The following is a 16,277-nucleotide window of genomic DNA, read 5'->3' as shown; positions in this document are numbered from 1 at the left end:
CGCCGGGGCGGCGGCCGCGGGGGGTCCGCCGGCCGCGGCGGCCGGACGCGGCGGTGGCGGCGGCGGTTGGAGCGATCCGACCGGGGTCACCCGGCCGGCGGCGGCGAAGCCCCAGTCCAGCAGGGACCGCGCCTCCTCGTACACCGCGGAGGCGCCGCCCCGCTGGGGGTTCATGACGGTGGCCAGGAGGGTGCGGCCGTCGCGTCGTGCGGCCGTGACCAGCGTGTATCCGGCGTCGGAGGTGTAGCCGTTCTTGATGCCGATGATGCCCGGGTAGCGGCCGACGCCGTCCTCGCCGGTGAGCAGCCGGTTGGTGTTCTCGATGTCGTACGTCCAGCTGGGCCGGCCCGCGGCGTCCGTGTCCCCGGGGAACGGGGCGTCGGTGAGTGCCGCGTAGCGGGCGAAGTCGGGGTCGGTGAGGCCGGCGCGGCCGAAGACGGCGAGGTCGAAGGCGGAGGACACCTGGCCTTCGGCGTCGTAGCCGTCCGGGGAGACGACGTGGGTGTCGGTGGCGCCCAGGGCGCGGGCCTTGGCCTCCATCTGGGCGGCCGTCCGCGCCCAGCCGCCGTTCATGGCGGCGAGGACGTGGACGGCGTCGTTGCCGGAGCTGAGGAAGACGCCGCGCCACAGGTCGGGGATCCGGTAGGTGAGCCCGGCGTCGAGGCCGACCAGGCTGCTCCCCTCGCCGACGTCGGCGAGTTCGGCGTCGGTGACGGTGTGGGTGCCGGTGCGCGGCAGGCGGGGCAGGGCCGTCACCGCGAAGAGCGTCTTCATGGTGCTGGCCGGCGGCAGCCCCAGGTGGGCGTTGTGGGCCGCGAGCACCTCACCGCTGCCGGCGTCCGCCACCAGCCAGGACAGCGCGGAGAGGTCGTCGGGCAGGGCGGGGGCGCCCGGGCGGGCCCGCAGCTGCACGCCGGGCCGGTGCAGCAGGGCGGGGTCCGGCGGGGCCTCCGCCCGGGGCGGGGCCGGCTCGGCCCGGGCCGCCGCACCGGCGGACGGGGGCGTGAGGACGAGGCCCACACCGGCGGCCAGGGCGGCCGCGCGGCAGAGGGATCCGCGCGCTGACGTACTGAGGCTCATCCGGTCACGGTAGGTACACCCCCGGCGACGCGCAGCCCGGCCTGGGCCGACCGGCCTAGCCGTTTCTCCCGGATCTTGGCGGTCAAGCCCGCATCGTCCGGTGCTGTGCATCGGCGCGGGGGCGGGGAGCCGGTGGGGCGCCTGTCTGGAGGCGCCTCCCTGCGGTGGCTGGCGGACCACGATCCGGAAGAGACGGTCTACGGGGCGCTGTGGTCGACCGGCAGCGGGGCCGCCGTGTCGGAGACTGCGGGGATGACGTCGATCTCGGGCATGGGGAGGGTGCGGTCGCCGGTGAGGACGAAGAGGACCGCGCGCGCCAGGTCCCGTACCGCCGCCCAGGCCGGATCGGTGGCCAGGGCCTCGTACGTCCAGGGGTCAGCCGGCCGTTCACCGCACATCTCCCGGAAGTGATCCCCGATCAGGCGGAGCTCCCCCATCACGGCTGCGGCGTCCATCTCGTCCGACTCTTGATGGGCGAAGACCGGCAGGGCGTTGTCGAAGTCGTACATCAGGTCGTCCGTGGCGATGGGGAACGACCTCAGCCACGCCCGCTGCGCAGCCGCGTCGGCGGCCAACGGGATCAGGGCGGCGACCAGGAGGCGGCGGGCGGAGGGGCCGTGGTGGGCGTACACGCCCCCATTCTCGCGCGCCGGCCGTCCCTTCCGGATCCCGCCCGGGCGCGGGCCGGGCCGGCCTTCTCATGACGGAAGTCTTACGTGCACGCGTCGCGGGTCCCCGGGGGGCGGCGTCCTGCGTAGCGTCCTCGGCATGCGCGTACTCGTCACCGGAGGAGCGGGTTTCATCGGCTCCCACATCGTCACCGCCCTCAAGGACCGGGGGCACGAGCCCGTGGTCCTCGACGCCCTGCTCCCGGCCGCCCACCCCGGCACCCCGCCGCTGCCCGACGCGGAGTTCGTGCGCGCCGACGTCCGGGACGCCGACGCCGTCCGGGCGGCGCTGCGCGGGGTGGACGCGGTGTGCCACCAGGCGGCGATGGTCGGCCTGGGGAAGGAGTTCGCGGACGCCCCGGACTACGTCGGCTGCAACGACCTCGGAACGGCGGTGCTGCTGGCGCAGACCGCCGCGGCGGGAGTCAGGGAGGTGGTCCTCGCCGGGTCGATGGTCGTCTACGGGGAGGGGCGGTACACCTGCGGGCGGCACGGCACCGTACGTCCTGGACCCCGCAGGGCGGAGGACCTCGCCGCGGGCCGGTTCGAACCGCGGTGCCCCGACTGCGGCGCCGAGCTCGCCCCCGGTCTGGTCGGGGAGGACGCCCCGGCGGACCCGAGGAACGTGTACGCGACGACGAAGCTGGCCCAGGAGCACCTGACGGCGTCCTGGGCCCGTTGTACGCAGGGCCGTGCGGTGTCGCTGCGCTACCACAACGTGTACGGGCCGGGGATGCCGCGCGACACCCCCTACGCCGGGGTGGCCTCGTTCTTCCGCTCGGCGCTGGCCAGGGGCGAGGCCCCCCGCGTCTTCGAGGACGGGGCGCAGCGACGGGACTTCGTCCACGTGACGGATGTGGCCGCGGCGAACGTGGCGGCGCTGGAGGCCGTCGGCGGCATGCCGTCCGGAGGGCTGGTGGCGTACAACACCGGCAGCGGGGAGCCGCACACGGTGGGGGAGATGGCCTCCGCGCTCGCCTCAGCGCACGGCGGACCGGAGCCGGTGGTCACGGGCGAGTACCGGCTGGGCGACGTACGGCACATCACCGCCGACTCGGCCCGGCTGCGCGACGAACTGGGCTGGCGCCCGCGGGTGGGTTTCGCCCGCGGGATGGCCGAGTTCGCCCGTGCGGGCCAGCGGACGTCGGCGGCCCCCGCCGCCTGACGCCCACACCACGCCCCAGCCCGGCCGCTGCCCCGCGCACTCCCGCGCCGGGCCATGGGTCCGGCCGGCGGCCCGGATCCCCACCGGAGGCCAAGGCCTCCGGCCCGGGGTGCGGATCCCCGCCCGGGAGCGCGGATTCCCGCCGCGCGGGACCCGCCCCACCAAGGCCACGCGTCCCGGCCCCGGGGCCACGGGGGAAGGGCCCGGAGCCACGGGCTCCCGCGGGGTCGCGGATATGCCTGCCAAGGGTCGCGGGGTCCGGCCGGGGGCCGGGGATTCCGGCCGAGAACCCCAGGTTCCGGCCGGGGAGCACGGATCCCGGCCCGGGAGCACGGATCCCCGCCCGGGAGCACGGATCCCCGCCCGGGAGCACGGATTCCCGCCGCGCGGGGCCGGTTCACGACGGGCCACGGATTCCGGCCCTGAGGCCACATTCGGCCCCGGGCACGGGTTCCGGCCCTGCGGCCACGGCTTCCGTTCCTGGGCGCACGGTTTCCGCCAGGGCTGCGGATTCCCGCCGGACCCCATGGGGTCCCGCCGAGGGCCGCGGGTTCCCACCCGAGGCCACAGGTTTCCCCCGGGACCGCGGGGTCCCACCCGAGGCCGCAGGCTCCCACCCGAGGCCGCAGGCTCCCGCCGGGACCGCGGGGTCCCACCCGGGGCCGCAGGCTCCCGCCGGGGCCACAGGTTCCCGCCGGGACCGCGGGGTCCCGACCACGGGCCGCGGGGTCCCGACCACGGGCCGCGGGGTCCCGACCAGAGGCCGCGGGGTCCCGGCCAGGGGCGCCGGTTCTGCCGCGAGGTTGCGGGTTTCCGGCGTGTGGGGCGGTTGCCGTTCGGGGGTGCGGTACGCCGGGCTGGGCGGTCCTGCCAGGGCCGGTCGCCGCCGGGGGGCGGGGGGCGGTTTACGGGGTGGACGGGAGGGTCAGGACGAAGCGGCAGCCGCCGGGGACGTTGTGGACGTCGGCGTGGCCGGAGTGGGCCTCGACGATGCCCCGGACGATGGCCAGGCCCAGCCCCGCCCCCGAGGGCGGGGTACGCGCCCGGCTGCCCCGCCAGCCGGTGTCGAAGACCCGGGGCAGGTCCTCCTCGGGAATGCCTCCGCAGGCGTCGGTGACGGTCAGGACCACCGCGTCGGCGCGGCGTTCGGCGGCGATGGCGACGGTGCCGTCGGCCGGGGTGTGGCGGATGGCGTTGACCAGCAGGTTGGACAGCACCCGGGTCATCTCCTTGCCGTCGACCTCCACCGGGAGCGCGGCGACACCCCCGCCCGCCAGCCGCACGCCGTGCGCCCGGGCCAGGGCGTCCGCGCCCGCCAGGGCGTCGCCCACCAGGTCGTGGAGGGACATGCGGGTCGGGCTGAGGCAGAGCGCGCCCGCGTGGATGCGGGAGAGCTCGAACAGGTCGGTGACCATGGAGTTGAGGCGTTCCACTTCGGCGCGCATCTGCCGGTGGTAGCGGGCCGGGTCGGCCGCCATGCCGTCCTCCAGGGCCTCCGACATCGCGCGCAGGCCGGCCAGCGGGGTCCGCAGGTCGTGCGAGATCCAGGCCACGAGCTCGCGCCGGGAGGTCTCCAGCGCGCGCTCGCGTGCGCGCGAGGCCGCGAGGCGCTCGCTGGTGAGGGCCAGTTCGCGGCTGAGCGCCGCGAGTTCGGCCGGGGCCGGCACGGCGGGCGCCGTGAAGGTGCCCTGCTCCCCGAAGTCCCGCGCCGCGCCGACGAGTTCGCGGCAGCGCAGCACCACCTGGCGCCCCACCAGCAGGGCCGTGCCGAGGGAGACGGCGGCGGCCGTCGCGGCGACGGTGGTGACCACGGCGAGGTCGTGGGAGGAGAGGAACATCGCCCAGGCCACCGCGAGGGTACCGGCGAGCATCGCGGACACGGCGACCGCCGCGACGACGGTGAGGGACGCGGCGACGCTGCGCCGGCGCAGCATCCGCAGGGCGGCGGCGCCGAGCAGCCCGGCGGCCGCCGCGCCGAGGAAGGCGTACAGGGCGATCAGGAGGAGGTCACGCACCGGCGCCGCCCTCCTCCCGGGCCGCGACCGCCGCCGAGGGGCCGGACGGGCGGGGGACCGCGTCGAACCGGTAGCCCGCGCCCCATACCGTGGTGATCAGCCGTGGATCGGCCGGGTCCTCCTCGATCTTGCTGCGCAGCCTGCGGACGTGCACGGTGACGGTGGAGAGGTCGCCGAAGTCCCAGCCCCAGACCTCACGCATCAGCCGCTCCCGGTCGCAGACCTGCCCCGGGTGCCGGAGGAAGTAGGCGAGGAGGTCGAATTCCCTCAGGGTGAGGGGGAGTTCGGCGCCGTCCTTGGTCGCCCGGCGGGCGGCGGGGTCCACCGCCAGGCCCCCTGCCGCGAGCCACGGCGCGTCGGCAGGGGCCGCCGGGGACACCCGGCGCAGGACCGACCTGACGCGCAGGACCAGTTCGCGCGGGCTGAAGGGTTTGGTCACGTAGTCGTCCGCGCCCACCTCCAGGCCCAGGATCCGCTCCTCCTCGTCGCCGCGCGCGGTGAGCATGACCACGGGTACGGGAGGCCTCCCGTCGGCCCGGGCCCGCAGCCGGCGGCAGACCTCCAGGCCGTCCATGCCCGGCAGCATCAGGTCGAGGACGACGAGGTCCGGGCGGTGCCGGGCGGCGGCCTCCAGGGCGGCCGGCCCGTCGGCGGCGCGGTCCACGGCGAACCCGGCCCCCTCCAGGTAGCCGGCCACGACTTCGGAGACGGTCGGGTCGTCGTCCACCACGAGGACCCGGCCGCCGATGTCGTCGGGGGCGGGGCCGGGAACGGCTGCGTCAGGGGGTGCCATGCCCCCAAGGGTGACATCGCGCCGCCCCCGCGCGGACCCGGTCGGCGGCCGTGCGGCCGGGGTGTCCGCGTTTCGTAAGGTCTTCGGGCGCCCGTCCCGGCCGTCCCGTTCCTACGGTGTGGAGGGTGACTCCTTCTGCTTCCGGTCCGCTCCGCGCGGATCTCGTACTGCCCTGCCTCGACGAGGCCGAAGCCCTGCCCTGGGTTCTGGCGCGGGTTCCGTCGGGCTGGCGGGCCATCGTCGTCGACAACGGTTCCGCCGACGGCTCGGCCGACATCGCCCGCTCCCTGGGCGCCACCGTCGTGCACGAGGCCCGGCGCGGCTTCGGGGCCGCCTGCCACGCCGGTCTGCTCGCGGCCCGCGCCGAGCTGGTCTGCTTCTGCGACTGCGACGCCTCCATGGACCCCGGTCTGCTCGCCCCGATGGCGCGGCGCGTCGCGGCCGGCGAGGCCGACCTGCTGCTCGGCCGGCGCCGCCCGAGCAGGCGCGGGGTCTGGCCGGCCCATGCCCGCGCGGGCAATCTCGCGCTGGCCCGGATGCTGCGCCGGCGTACCGGGCTGCGGCTGCACGACCTGGGGCCGATGCGGGTCGCGCGGCGCGAGGCGCTGCTCGGCCTGGACCTGACCGACCGGCGCAGCGGCTACCCGCTCCAGATGGTCGTCCGGGCCTCCGACGCGGGGTGGCGGGTGGCGGAGACGGACGTCCCCTACCTGCCCCGTTCCGGGAAGTCCAAGGTGACCGGTACCTGGCGGGGCACCTGGCAGGCCGTGCGCGACATGCGCCGGGTCCTGGCCGAGCCGCCCCGCAGCGGGCGGACGCCGGCCGAGGGGATCTCCGCGTGAGCACGCTCCTCGTCATCGCCAAGGCGCCCGTCGCGGGCCGGGTGAAGACCCGCCTCACCACGGCGTTCACCCCGCGGCAGGCGGCCGCCCTGGCCCTCGCCGCGCTGCGGGACACCCTGGACGCCGTCGTGGCCGCCCCGGCCCGGCGCCGCGTCCTGGTCCTCGACGGGCAGCCGGGGCCCTGGCTCCCGGAGGGGATCGAGGTCGTTCCGCAGGCGGCCGGCGGTCTGGACGTCCGGCTGGCCGCCGCCTTCGCGGTGGCCGACGGACCCGCGCTGCTCCTCGGCATGGACACCCCGCAGGTCACCGCGGACCTCCTGGCCCCCGGTCTCGACTTCACCGGGACGGACGCCTGGTTCGGGCCCGCGGACGACGGGGGGTTCTGGGCGCTCGGCCTGGCCCGCCCCGATCCGGCGCTGCTGCTCGGCGTGCCCATGTCCGTACCGGACACCGGCGCCGTGCAGCGCGGCCGGCTCACCGGAGCGGGGCTGGCCGTACGGGACCTGCCCGGGCTGTGCGACGTGGACACCCCCGCCGACGCCGCGCGGGTGGCCGCGGCCGCCCCGGGGACCCGTTTCGCCGCCCTGCACGCCAAGCTGTGCGCGGTGGCGCGATGACCGCCCAGCTCACCGAACCCGCCGCGCGTGCGTGGCGGGCCGACCCGTACGCCGACGCCCTGCGCGTGGGCCGCGGCCCGCTCTACCTGCGCCGTCAGGACGGATGGCTGCTGCCGCTGGAGGTCGAGCGGTGGTGTGCGGAGCCCGACGCGGCGGACGACACCGTCCTGGCGCGCTGCACCGGCAGGGTCCTCGACATCGGCTGCGGACCGGGCCGCCTGGTCGCGGCCCTGGCCCGGCTCGGTCGCACCGCACTCGGCGTGGACGTCACCCCCGAGGCGGTGGCCCGGACCGTGCGGGCCGGCGGGAGCGCCCTGTGCCGGTCGGTCTTCGACCCGCTGCCCGGCGCGGGCCGCTGGGACACGGTGCTGCTCATCGACGGGAACATCGGCATCGGGGGCGATCCGGCCGCCCTGCTGCGCCGGGCCCGCGAACTGGCCGCTCCCGGCGGCTCCCTGCTGGTGGAGACGGCCGCCGCCGACGTCGACGAACGCGTCGACGTCCACGTCGAGGACGGCAACGGCGGCCGTGGCGCCTCCTTCCGGTGGGCGCGGCTGGGCACCCGGGCCCTGTGCGCCGGGGCGCCGGGGGCGGGCTGGACCCCGCACGGCACCTGGCAGGCGGCCGGCCGGCATTTCGTCCACCTCACCCGCTGACGGCTGCCGCTCGGCGGACCGCGGGGGCCCGTACGTGTACGTACGGGCCCCCGCGGCGTCCTGCGCGGGGCGTCCGGGTCAGCCCTCGCGGTGCGCGCGGCGCAGTCGGCGCCGGGCGGCCCGGGCGGCCACGTGGCCGAGGGCGACGAGGGCGAGGGCGGCCATGGCGAGGAGCCAGTTGCGCGGGTAGTCGAGCGGCAGGACGGTGGGGTTGGCCACGCCGCCGGGACGCAGCAGCGGTGGCAGGGCGATCACGGTCAGGGAGCCCGCCACGATCAGGACCGCCCTCGGGAAGCCGCGCGGGCGCAGGCCGGCCGACGCGGCGAGGGCGGCGGCCGCGAGCACCAGCGGCGCGACGAGGGCGTCGTGCACCAGGACCGCTCCCCCGAGCCAGACGGCGATCCGCCACGGTTCGGGCTGCCGCAGCAGCAGCCATCCGCCCCAGCCGGCGAGTGCCAGCCCGAACCCGCCGGTCACGCATCGCGGGCCGCTCACGCGACCTCCAGCCGGCCGACCCACTTGGTCTGCAGCACGCCGGGCCGGTTCGGGGCGATGATCCGCGCCGGGTACCCGTGGTCCAGGGACAGCTCCTCGCCGTTCAGGCGCAGCGCGAGCAGGGTGAGCGGGTCCTGCGCGTACCGGCGCCCCAGCTCCGTGACCCGGTAGGCGCCCGCCGCTTCGAGGGAGACCACGCGGGCCCGCGACCGGGGCCCGCCGCCCGCCCGTTCGAGGAGGTCGCGGACCCGTACCCCGGTCCAGTGGGCGGACATGCTCCAGCCCTCGACGCAGGCGATGGGCAGCGTCACCCGGCGCTGGGGCATGGCCCGCAGCTCGTCCAGGGTCAGGGTGAACGGCCGGGGCCCGTCCACCGTCAGCCGCCAGCCGGCCGTCGAGGCGCGGGTGACGCGCGCGGCGGCGGCCGTACGGTTCACGGGCAGTCCCTGGAGCCCGTGGGCCGGGCTGCGCGGGCCGAACAGGTCCAGCGGGCCGAGCGCGGTCACGGACTGCCCCGCCGTGGTCACGGCCACCGCCCCGACCGCGGCGGAGACACCGAGGAGGAACTGGCGCCGGTCGGGCCCGTCGGCCTCGGGCAGCGCCAGGGTCCCGGGGGAACGGAGCGTGAAGTGGTCGCGGATCGCGGGCCATTGCACGGCGACGTGCAGGACCAGGGCGCCGATGAGGAGCCAGGCGACGGCGTAGTGCACGGGAACGAAGGCGAAGGGCCAGGGGTACCACTGGAAGGTGTTCAGCAGCCCGGTGGACAGCTCGAACAGCCCGGCGGCGACGAGCACGGCCACGGAGATCCTCTCCAGCGCGTGCGGCACCGACCGCAGGACCGGCCGGGCGAACAGCCTCGGGTAGACCGTCCAGAGCTTGGCGAGCAGCAGCGGGACCGCGGCGGTCCCGGACGCCACGTGCAGGCCCTGGGTGACCCGGTAGCCCCAGTACGGGCGGCTCGGCAGACGGTCGGCCAGCCAGCCCGGCGGATGCTGGAGCCAGTGGCTCAGTAGCCCGGTCGCGAAGCAGACGGCCATGGCCAGGCCGAGCACGCGGCCGATCGCGGTCGCGGTACGGGCGTCGTGCAGGCGCGCCCTGAAGGTCACGGGCGGCACGTGGGGAAGGGGGAGGCGCATGCCCCCATCACACCCCCGGCGGGGTCCGCCCGGGGGCCCGGAACACCTTACGAAACGCGGACGGCGGCGGCGCCTGGCGCCCCGGGACGGCAGGTTCCTGGAAGGCTGCCTCGGGTGAACCCCCTTACGGCCCGCACCCCTCGTACCGCGATCGCCGCCACCGCCCTGGCTCTCGCCGCCCTCACCGCCGGACTCGTCCTCACCCTCCGGTACGGGCACCGCTCCGGCGGCGGCGCCGGCCTGTTCGGGTGGTACGCGGCCTGCTGGGTGCTGTTCGCGGTGGCCCTGCTCGCGCTGCGGAGCGTCCCGTCCCGCCTCGTCGCGGCGGTGGTCATGGCGGGTGCCGTGGCCGTCACGGCGTCCGGACTGGTGGCGGCGCCGCGGACGAGCACCGACTCCTACCGGTACGCCTGGGACGGCCGCGTCCAGGCCGCCGGCGTCTCCCCCTACGACCACGCCCCGCAGGACCCGGCGACCGCCCCGCTGCGCGACCCCTGGCTCTTCCCCACCGGGTCCGGCTGCGCGGGCCCCGACCTGGCCCGCATCCCGTCGGCCGACGGCACCCGCCGCTGCACCCGCATCAACAGGCCGGCCGTCCACACCCTCTACCCGCCCGTCGCGGAGGCGTACTTCCTGGCCGTCGACCGCCTCTCCCCCGGCGGCGCGCGGCACAAGCCGCTGCAGACCGGCGCCGCGCTGATCGCGCTCGGCGTCACGGGCGCGCTCCTGGCCGTGCTGCGGCGGCGCGGCGAGGACCTCCGCAGGGCCGCCTGCTGGGCCTGGTGCCCCGCGGTCGCCCTGGAGGCCGTCAACAACGCCCACGTCGACGTCCTGGGCGTGCTCCTCACGGTCGCCGGACTCGGCCTCGTCGCCTCGCGGGCACTCGCCCGGCGCGCGGCGGGCGGCGCGCTGATCGGCGCCGCGGTCGCCACGAAGCTGATGCCGGCCGTCGTCCTGCCCGGCGCCCTGTCGGGCGTGCGGCGCCCGCGCGAGGCGGCCGCCGTACTGCTGCCGGCCGCGGCGTTCGCCGTCCTGTCGTACCTCCCGTACGTCCTCCTCTCGCACGGCTCGGTCTTCGGCTATCTCGGCGGGTACGTCCAGGAGGAGGGGTACGGGGACGCCTCGACGGGCTCCCGCTACGCGCTGCTGCGCCTGGTCCTGCCCGACTCCTGGGCGTTCCCGGCGCTGGCCGCCGTCCTCGCGGCCGTCTCCCTGTACGTGATGCGGCGGGGGGACCCGGGGCGTCCGTGGGCCGGCGCCCTGACGGTGACCGGGTGGGCGTTCCTGCTCCTGACGCCCGGGTACTCGTGGTACGCCCTGCTGCTGGTGGCCCTCGTCGCCCTCGACGGACGACGGGAATGGCTGGGGGTCGCCCTGGCGAGCGCGGCCGTCTACCTCCTCGGCCCCCCGCTCCACTACCAGCCGGCGCTGAGCGCTCTGGCCTACGGGTCCGCGGCCGCCCTGGTCCTCGCGGTGTCCTGGGCCCGCCGGGGCCGCCGCCCGGCCGGCACCACGTCGCCGGGCGCCCGAAGGACCGTCCCCTCCTAGCCGAGCCGGTCAACCACTTGGGCTGCTGCGCCCGCAGGCAGCCGCGGGCGCGGCCCCACCCCTTCCCGCCCCGTCCACGGGGCGGACCGGTGACGGCCGCGAGCCGGGTGGGGGCCCTCCGGGGCCGGGAATTGCAGGAATCTGCAATTCTGGAGGTCGCACACGGTGTGTGGGGACGGAGGGGCCGTCCCCGTGATGACGAGCGTGGGGTGGATCAGGTGCGCAGTACACGCGCGACGGGCAAAGCGGGCGGCGCCGACAACGCGCAGGCGCCGCTCTACCAGCTCAAGGCGGAGTTCTTCAAAACCCTCGGCCACCCGGTCCGCATCCGGGTCCTGGAGCTGCTGAGCCAGCGCGAGCACGCGGTCGCCGAGATGCTGGCCGAGGTCGGCGTGGAAGCGGCCAGCCTCTCCCAGCAGCTCGCCGTCCTGCGCAAGGCCAACCTCGTCCTCGCCCGCCGCGAGGGCTCCACCGTGTACTACCGCCTCACCAGCCCCGAAGTCGCCGAACTGCTGCGCGTCGCCCGCAGCATCCTCTCCGGCGTGCTGCAGGGCCAGGCCGAACTCCTGGCCGACCTGCGCGCCGCCGGTCCGCGGTAGGGAAGGCTCCGAGGGCACACCGCCGTCGGACCCCGGACGGCGGCCGCCCCCCTTTCCCCTTCGGCCCGCTCACTTCTGGGCGTGCCGGCCCAGGTAGAACAGCAGCCACACGAACCCGGCGAACGCATGGGTCCCGAAGACGTAGAAGAAGGCGCGCAGCGCGACACCCTTCTCCAGCCACCTCTCGTGCTCGGCCGCGGCCTCGTCACCGGGCTCCTCGCTCACGACCGCTCCTCTCACGGGGTGCCCTCCGGCAGGACGAAGCGGACCACGACGGTCTTTCCGCGCCCGTCGGAAGCGGGCTCGATCCGTACGTCTCCGCCATGGGCACGCGCGAGCTCGGCCACCGTCCGCAAGCCCTCGCCCGGGGAGCGGTGGGGGAGGGTCATCGGGCGGGGGTCCAGATCCCCGACGCCGACCACCAGGAGGTGATCGGTCATCGTCAGGACGACCTCGGCGTCCGGGGACTGCGCGGCGTGGCGCACGGCATTGGCGACCAGCTCGCTGACGACCAGCAGTACGGCTCCGCACAGCGAGGAGCCGGCGGCGAGGCCGAACAGCACCAGGGACCGCTCCGCCCGCTCGCGCGCGGCCCGGACCGACCCGGGCACGAGAGGGACCGTCCAGGCGTGCCGGCGGACCCGCACCGCCGACCGGGCCCGCTCCTCCGCACCGGGACGCCGGGCCATCACCGGGCCCCCGCCCGGCGGGGGGACAGGATGTTCCTCACGGCCCCTCCGCTCCGGCGCCGGCGTCCACCCCGTGATCGCGAGCCGTCCGGAGCGCGTCCTCCAGTTCCTCGGCTGCCTGCGCCTCCTCGACGGCGTCACCGACCGCACGCGCGGCCGCCAGGCGAGCCCGCGCCACCCCGACCCGCTCCCTCGCCGCCTCCGCGAACCCCGCCACGCCCCAACCCCCGCACATCTCCGAAACTGCCGAATTGCATAACTCTGCAAGTCTACCCCGGCTCGCGCGGATCCACCGGAGGCGGAGCGCGCCCGCGATGAGCGGGTGCCGGCGACGGCGCAGAAGAGGACGCGTTCCTCCTCCTGCCGAGGAACGACGGGAGTACGCCCGGGCGCCCGGACCTGCCCGCGAGGGCCTCAAGTGGGCTGCTGTCACACGTTCTTCATGCTCCGTGCATGGTCCTCGAACGGCTCCTCCGCGCACGATCAGCAGACGCCGGGCCCGACCCGGCCCGGTCGTACCCGCACCCGAGGAGCAGTCCCCCATGCCAAGCCGCCGTACCTTCCTCACCGCATCGACCGCGGCGCTCGGTCTCACGGCCGTCACCGCCACCGCCGCCGGGTCGGCGCAGGCGGTGTCCGCGGTGGCGGTCCCGGACGCGGCGGACGGCTCCGGCACCCGGCTGCCGAACATCGTCGTCGTCCTCGCCGACGACCTCGGCTACGGCGAGCTCGGCGCCTACGGACAGAAGCTGATCGCCACCCCCCGCCTGGACCGGCTCGCCGCGGAGGGCCTCCGGTTCACCGATGCCTACTCCACCGCCGCCGTCTGCGCACCCTCCCGCTGCTCCCTGCTGACCGGACTCCACACCGGCCACTCCACGGTCCGCGCCAACCCCTCGTCCGGCGGCCAGGGCTCTCTCACCGCCACCGACACCACCTTCGCCCAGGTGCTCCGGGCGCGCGGCTACCGGACCGCCGTGATCGGGAAGTGGGGCTTCGGACCGGAGGCCGCCGGCCAGGACAGCCATCCGGCCGCCCGCGGCTTCGAGGAGTTCTACGGCTACATCGACCACAGCCACGCCCACCAGTACTACCCCGAGTACCTGTGGCACAACGCGGTCAAGGAGCCCATCCCCGCCAACGCCGGCGGCGCCAAGGCGGTGTACGCCCCAGACCTCCTCGAACAGCACGCCCTGGAGTTCATGGGCACCCACGCCGCCGAACCGTTCCTCCTCCTGCTCACCCCGAACGTCCCGCACGCCCCCAGCGACATCCCCGACACCGGCGCCTACGCGGACCGGAGCTGGCCGGCTGCGGACAAGGGCCACGCGGCCCAGGTCGGTTACTTCGACTCGCTGGTGGGCAAGGTGATCGACCGGCTCCGCGACCTCGGCCTGGAGCAGGACACCGTCGTCCTCGTCACCAGCGACAACGGCCCCCACGAGGAGGGCGGCGTCAACCCCGACCTGTTCGACGCCAACGGTCCGCTGCGCGGCTACAAGCGCAACCTCTACGAAGGCGGCGTGCGCGTCCCCCTCATCGCCTGGGGGCCCGGCCGGGTCCAGCGGGGCACCAGCGACCGCCCCACCCCCCTGACCGACGTCCTGCCCACCCTCGCCGAGCTCGGCGGTGCCCCCGCCCCCACCGACGTGGACGGGCTCTCCGCCGCTCCCCTGCTCGCGGGCCGCGCCGACGCGGCGCGCCACGGGCACCTGTACTGGTTCCGCGACGAGCTGGGGGTCACCAGCCGGGCCAACGCCCAGGACAAGAAGCGCGCCACCTGGCTCGCCGAGGCGGTCCGCCGGGAGAACTGGAAGGCCGTGCGCTTCGCCCCCGAACGCGACCACGACCTCCCCGACGACAAGTGGCAGGTGGAGCTGTACGACCTGGCATCCGACCTCGGCGAGGCCCACGACGTCATCGACAAGCACCCGGCCACGGCCACGGAACTGGTGGCGCTGATGCGCTCCTCCTGGAAGGACACCTGTCCGCGCACGCCGTTCGGGACCCGCCTGACGCTGCCCCGTCTGGCCGTCCCCGGCCAGGCGTTCACCGTCACCGCCACCCTGGACAACGGGTCCGCACGGCCCTGGACCACCGCGGCGCTCGGCCTGCGCGCCCCGGCCGGATGGACCGTGGCCCCCGCCTCCCCGACCACGGCGGAGGGACTCGCCGTCGGCGCCCGGCTCACCGCCTCCTGGCAGGTCACCCCGCCCGTGGACGCCGCTCCCGCGACCACGTGGGAGCTCACCGCGGAGGGCACCGCCCTCACCCCTGCGGGCCCGGTCCGCTTCCCGGCGACGGGCACCGTCCCGACCCCGCCCCCCGCCCCCCGCCCCCGCGCGCGACTCCTACCTCTCCGACCTCACCTGGATCAGCGCCACCAACGGCTGGGGACCGGTGGAACTCGACGCCTCCAACGGCAGGAACGCCGCCGGAGACGGCCCGCCGATCGCCTTCGGCGGTACGACGTACCCCAAGGGTCTGGGCGTCCACGCGCCCAGCGACGTCGCCTACCACCTCGGCGGGCGCGCCGTACGGTTCACGTCCCTGGTCGGCATCGACGACTTCTCCGCCAAGCAGAGCGCTGTCGGCGCCACCCGCGCCAAGGTCTACGGCGACGACCGCCTGCTCCTCACCACCCCCACCCTCACGGCGGCCACCGGCCCCGTCCGGGTCGACCTGGACGTGCGCGGCGTCCACGTCCTGCGGCTGGTGGTCGAGGACGCCAACAACCGCACGTCCTTCGACCACACCACCTGGGCCCTGGCCCGGGTCACCGTGTCCTGACCTCGGGCGCCCGCGATGCCGGGGGCCGTTTCGGATCACTCCGGAACGGCCCCTTCGGCGGTTGACGGCGGATATGCGGACGACGGGCCGTCTTCACGCGAGGTCGGCGGCCACGCGGAACCCGATGTTGCCGGTCGAGCTGTCGGGGGTGTTGGAGCTTCGCGCGGCGACGCGGTAGCGGTTGCAGTAGGAGTCGTGGCAGAGGTACGAGCCTCCGCGCATCGCGCGGGAGGTCTCCTCGGCGGGGGTGAACCGGTCCGCGCACCACTCCCAGACGTTGCCGACCGTGTTGTAGAGGCCGAAGCCGTTGGGCCGGAAGGAGTTCACGGGAGCGGTGGAGACGTAGCCGTCGGCACCGGTGTTGAGCACCGGGAACTCGCCCTGCCAGATGTTGCACATGTGACGGCCGCCGGGCATGAGTTCGTCGCCCCAGGGGTAACGGCGCTGCTCCAGGCCGCCGCGGGCCGCGTACTCCCACTCGGCCTCGGTGGGCAGGCGGGTGCCGGACCAGGCGCAGTACGCCTGGGCGTCGTTCCAGGACACATGGACGACGGGGTGGTTCTGCCGGTCGGTGACATGCGAGCCGGGCCCTTCGGGATGGCGCCAGCCGGCCCCCTGCACCGCCCGCCACCACGGGACTGCCGCCACGGGCGCGGAGACCGCGGCGACCTCGTCGGCGAGGAAGGCCCCGAAGGTGAAGGAGAAGCCGAAGCGTTCGGCCTCCGTCGTGTAGCCGGTGGCCTTGGCGAAGGTGGCGAACTGGGCGTTGGTCACGGTCGTGGCCGCGATCCGGAAGGGTTCCACGGTCACTTCGCGGATCGGCCCCTCGGCGTCCGCCGGGAAGCCCTCCGGGTCGTCGGTCCCCATGAGGAAGCGGCCACCGGGCAGGGTGAGCAGCTGCCGGGCCACCCGGGAGGCCGGGGCCGCGGCGGGCGGCGGCGCGAGGGTGAGCGTGGGGGCGTGGGCGTGGCCGGGGGTGCAGCAGTCGGACATGGCGGCTCCGTCGGGACGGTGGGCGGCCGGGCGCCCGTACCTCGCGGTGGGGGCGCCCGGTCGGCGGTTCTGTGGTGTGGGTCAGGCCACGCGGTCGGCGGCGAGCCGGACGGCCAGGCTTCGCGCCGCCTCCTGCGGGTGTGAAGGGGAAGAGACGGGAGTCAGGCGGGGGCGCGGGGTGGGGATGC

17 protein-coding genes and 1 pseudogene are annotated in these 16,277 nt (G+C 76.0%); 8 read left to right on the top strand and 10 right to left on the bottom strand.

Features of this window, described 5'->3' with window-relative positions; translation table 11 throughout:
- Both WDV06_RS22590 and WDV06_RS22585 read right to left on the bottom strand, forming a co-directional pair.
- A partial coding sequence (locus WDV06_RS22590; protein WP_395511587.1) for a D-alanyl-D-alanine carboxypeptidase family protein occupies positions 1-1,080 on the bottom strand: 1,080 nt, incomplete at its 3' end.
- Positions 1,081-1,277: 197 nt separating this feature from the next.
- Positions 1,278-1,712 carry a hypothetical protein gene (locus WDV06_RS22585; RefSeq protein WP_395511586.1) on the bottom strand — a complete coding sequence of 145 codons (435 nt, stop codon included), beginning with the start codon at positions 1,710-1,712 and terminating at the stop codon, positions 1,278-1,280.
- Positions 1,713-1,848: 136 nt separating this feature from the next.
- On the opposite strand from WDV06_RS22585, the gene WDV06_RS22580 reads away from it, so the two are divergent.
- Entirely contained in the window at positions 1,849-2,913 is a 1,065-nt protein-coding gene (locus WDV06_RS22580) for an NAD-dependent epimerase/dehydratase family protein (RefSeq protein ID WP_395511585.1), read from the top strand.
- 905 nt (positions 2,914-3,818) lie between these two features.
- Here WDV06_RS22580 and WDV06_RS22575 read toward each other — a convergent pair.
- A complete protein-coding gene (locus WDV06_RS22575) occupies positions 3,819-4,928 on the bottom strand; it encodes a sensor histidine kinase (RefSeq protein ID WP_395511584.1) in 1,110 nt (369 codons plus the stop codon).
- Positions 4,921-5,721, bottom strand: a complete 801-nt coding sequence (locus WDV06_RS22570) for a response regulator transcription factor (protein WP_395511583.1) — start codon at positions 5,719-5,721, stop codon at positions 4,921-4,923. The genes WDV06_RS22575 and WDV06_RS22570 overlap by 8 nt, the downstream gene beginning before the upstream one ends.
- 125 nt (positions 5,722-5,846) lie before the next feature.
- Between WDV06_RS22570 and WDV06_RS22565 the strand changes: the two genes are divergently transcribed.
- Genes WDV06_RS22565 through WDV06_RS22555 form a run of 3 tightly spaced genes read left to right on the top strand, consistent with a single transcriptional unit; the run spans position 5,847 to position 7,836 of the window.
- Positions 5,847-6,563, top strand: coding sequence for a glycosyltransferase family 2 protein (locus WDV06_RS22565; protein WP_395511582.1), 717 nt, complete (start codon positions 5,847-5,849; stop codon positions 6,561-6,563).
- Positions 6,560-7,180 carry a TIGR04282 family arsenosugar biosynthesis glycosyltransferase gene (locus WDV06_RS22560; RefSeq protein WP_395511581.1) on the top strand — a complete coding sequence of 207 codons (621 nt, stop codon included), beginning with the start codon at positions 6,560-6,562 and terminating at the stop codon, positions 7,178-7,180. The genes WDV06_RS22565 and WDV06_RS22560 overlap by 4 nt, the downstream gene beginning before the upstream one ends.
- On the top strand, positions 7,177-7,836 hold the full coding sequence (locus tag WDV06_RS22555; protein ID WP_395511580.1) for a class I SAM-dependent methyltransferase: 660 nt from the start codon (positions 7,177-7,179) through the stop codon (positions 7,834-7,836). The genes WDV06_RS22560 and WDV06_RS22555 overlap by 4 nt, the downstream gene beginning before the upstream one ends.
- 78 nt (positions 7,837-7,914) lie before the next feature.
- On the opposite strand, the gene WDV06_RS22550 is transcribed toward WDV06_RS22555, so the two are convergent.
- Positions 7,915-8,331, bottom strand: a complete 417-nt coding sequence (locus WDV06_RS22550; RefSeq protein WP_395511579.1) for a hypothetical protein — start codon at positions 8,329-8,331, stop codon at positions 7,915-7,917.
- A complete protein-coding gene (locus tag WDV06_RS22545) occupies positions 8,328-9,470 on the bottom strand; it encodes a molybdopterin-dependent oxidoreductase (RefSeq protein WP_395511578.1) in 1,143 nt (380 codons plus the stop codon). The genes WDV06_RS22550 and WDV06_RS22545 overlap by 4 nt, the downstream gene beginning before the upstream one ends.
- 114 nt (positions 9,471-9,584) lie before the next feature.
- On the opposite strand from WDV06_RS22545, the gene WDV06_RS22540 reads away from it, so the two are divergent.
- The gene (locus WDV06_RS22540; RefSeq protein WP_395511577.1) at positions 9,585-11,018 is read left to right on the top strand and encodes a glycosyltransferase 87 family protein; all 1,434 of its coding nucleotides are present in this window, start codon (positions 9,585-9,587) and stop codon (positions 11,016-11,018) included.
- Positions 11,019-11,236: 218 nt separating this feature from the next.
- Positions 11,237-11,617 (top strand): ArsR/SmtB family transcription factor, encoded by a 381-nt coding sequence (locus tag WDV06_RS22535; protein ID WP_395511576.1) that lies wholly within the window; start codon positions 11,237-11,239, stop codon positions 11,615-11,617.
- 69 nt (positions 11,618-11,686) lie between these two features.
- On the opposite strand, the gene WDV06_RS22530 is transcribed toward WDV06_RS22535, so the two are convergent.
- The 3 genes from WDV06_RS22530 to WDV06_RS22520 are packed head-to-tail and all read right to left on the bottom strand — an operon-like array spanning position 11,687 to position 12,484.
- The gene (locus WDV06_RS22530) at positions 11,687-11,842 is read right to left on the bottom strand and encodes a DUF6126 family protein (RefSeq protein ID WP_395511575.1); all 156 of its coding nucleotides are present in this window, start codon (positions 11,840-11,842) and stop codon (positions 11,687-11,689) included.
- A gap of 11 nt (positions 11,843-11,853) precedes the next feature.
- Positions 11,854-12,306: an ATP-binding protein gene (locus tag WDV06_RS22525; RefSeq protein WP_395511574.1), complete on the bottom strand. Its 453-nt coding sequence runs from the start codon at positions 12,304-12,306 to the stop codon at positions 11,854-11,856.
- Between the two features lie 37 nt (positions 12,307-12,343).
- Positions 12,344-12,484, bottom strand: a complete 141-nt coding sequence (locus WDV06_RS22520) for a hypothetical protein (RefSeq protein WP_395511573.1) — start codon at positions 12,482-12,484, stop codon at positions 12,344-12,346.
- A 136-nt stretch (positions 12,485-12,620) separates the two neighbouring features.
- Between WDV06_RS22520 and WDV06_RS22515 the strand changes: the two are divergent.
- Positions 12,621-14,483: pseudogene (locus WDV06_RS22515) on the top strand (sulfatase-like hydrolase/transferase); the annotation flags it as partial.
- A gap of 223 nt (positions 14,484-14,706) precedes the next feature.
- Entirely contained in the window at positions 14,707-15,096 is a 390-nt protein-coding gene (locus WDV06_RS22510; protein ID WP_395511589.1) for an NPCBM/NEW2 domain-containing protein, read from the top strand.
- 93 nt (positions 15,097-15,189) lie between these two features.
- Here WDV06_RS22510 and WDV06_RS22505 read toward each other — a convergent pair whose 3' ends face one another.
- Complete coding sequence (locus WDV06_RS22505; protein ID WP_395511572.1) at positions 15,190-16,089, bottom strand: formylglycine-generating enzyme family protein; 900 nt, start codon at positions 16,087-16,089, stop codon at positions 15,190-15,192.
- Positions 16,090-16,277: the final 188 nt, after the last annotated feature.

The sequence above is a fragment of the Streptomyces racemochromogenes genome, assembly GCF_044129415.1.
In the GTDB taxonomy this organism is placed as follows: domain Bacteria; phylum Actinomycetota; class Actinomycetes; order Streptomycetales; family Streptomycetaceae; genus Streptomyces; species Streptomyces racemochromogenes_A.
The sequence above is the reverse complement of the archived record's forward strand: the minus strand, read 5'-3'. Positions and strand labels throughout refer to the sequence as shown.

What these genes read in the sequence shown, in the direction of transcription:
- WDV06_RS22525 (WP_395511574.1), bottom strand. Translation starts at nt 12,306, where the DNA reads ATGGCCCGGCGTCCCGGTGCGGAGGAGCGGGCCCGGTCGGCGGTGCGG.
- WDV06_RS22570 (WP_395511583.1), bottom strand. Translation starts at nt 5,721, where the DNA reads ATGGCACCCCCTGACGCAGCCGTTCCCGGCCCCGCCCCCGACGACATC.
- WDV06_RS22545 (WP_395511578.1), bottom strand. Translation starts at nt 9,470, where the DNA reads ATGCGCCTCCCCCTTCCCCACGTGCCGCCCGTGACCTTCAGGGCGCGC.
- WDV06_RS22555 (WP_395511580.1), top strand. Translation starts at nt 7,177, where the DNA reads ATGACCGCCCAGCTCACCGAACCCGCCGCGCGTGCGTGGCGGGCCGAC.
- WDV06_RS22580 (WP_395511585.1), top strand. Translation starts at nt 1,849, where the DNA reads ATGCGCGTACTCGTCACCGGAGGAGCGGGTTTCATCGGCTCCCACATC.
- WDV06_RS22505 (WP_395511572.1), bottom strand. Translation starts at nt 16,089, where the DNA reads ATGTCCGACTGCTGCACCCCCGGCCACGCCCACGCCCCCACGCTCACC.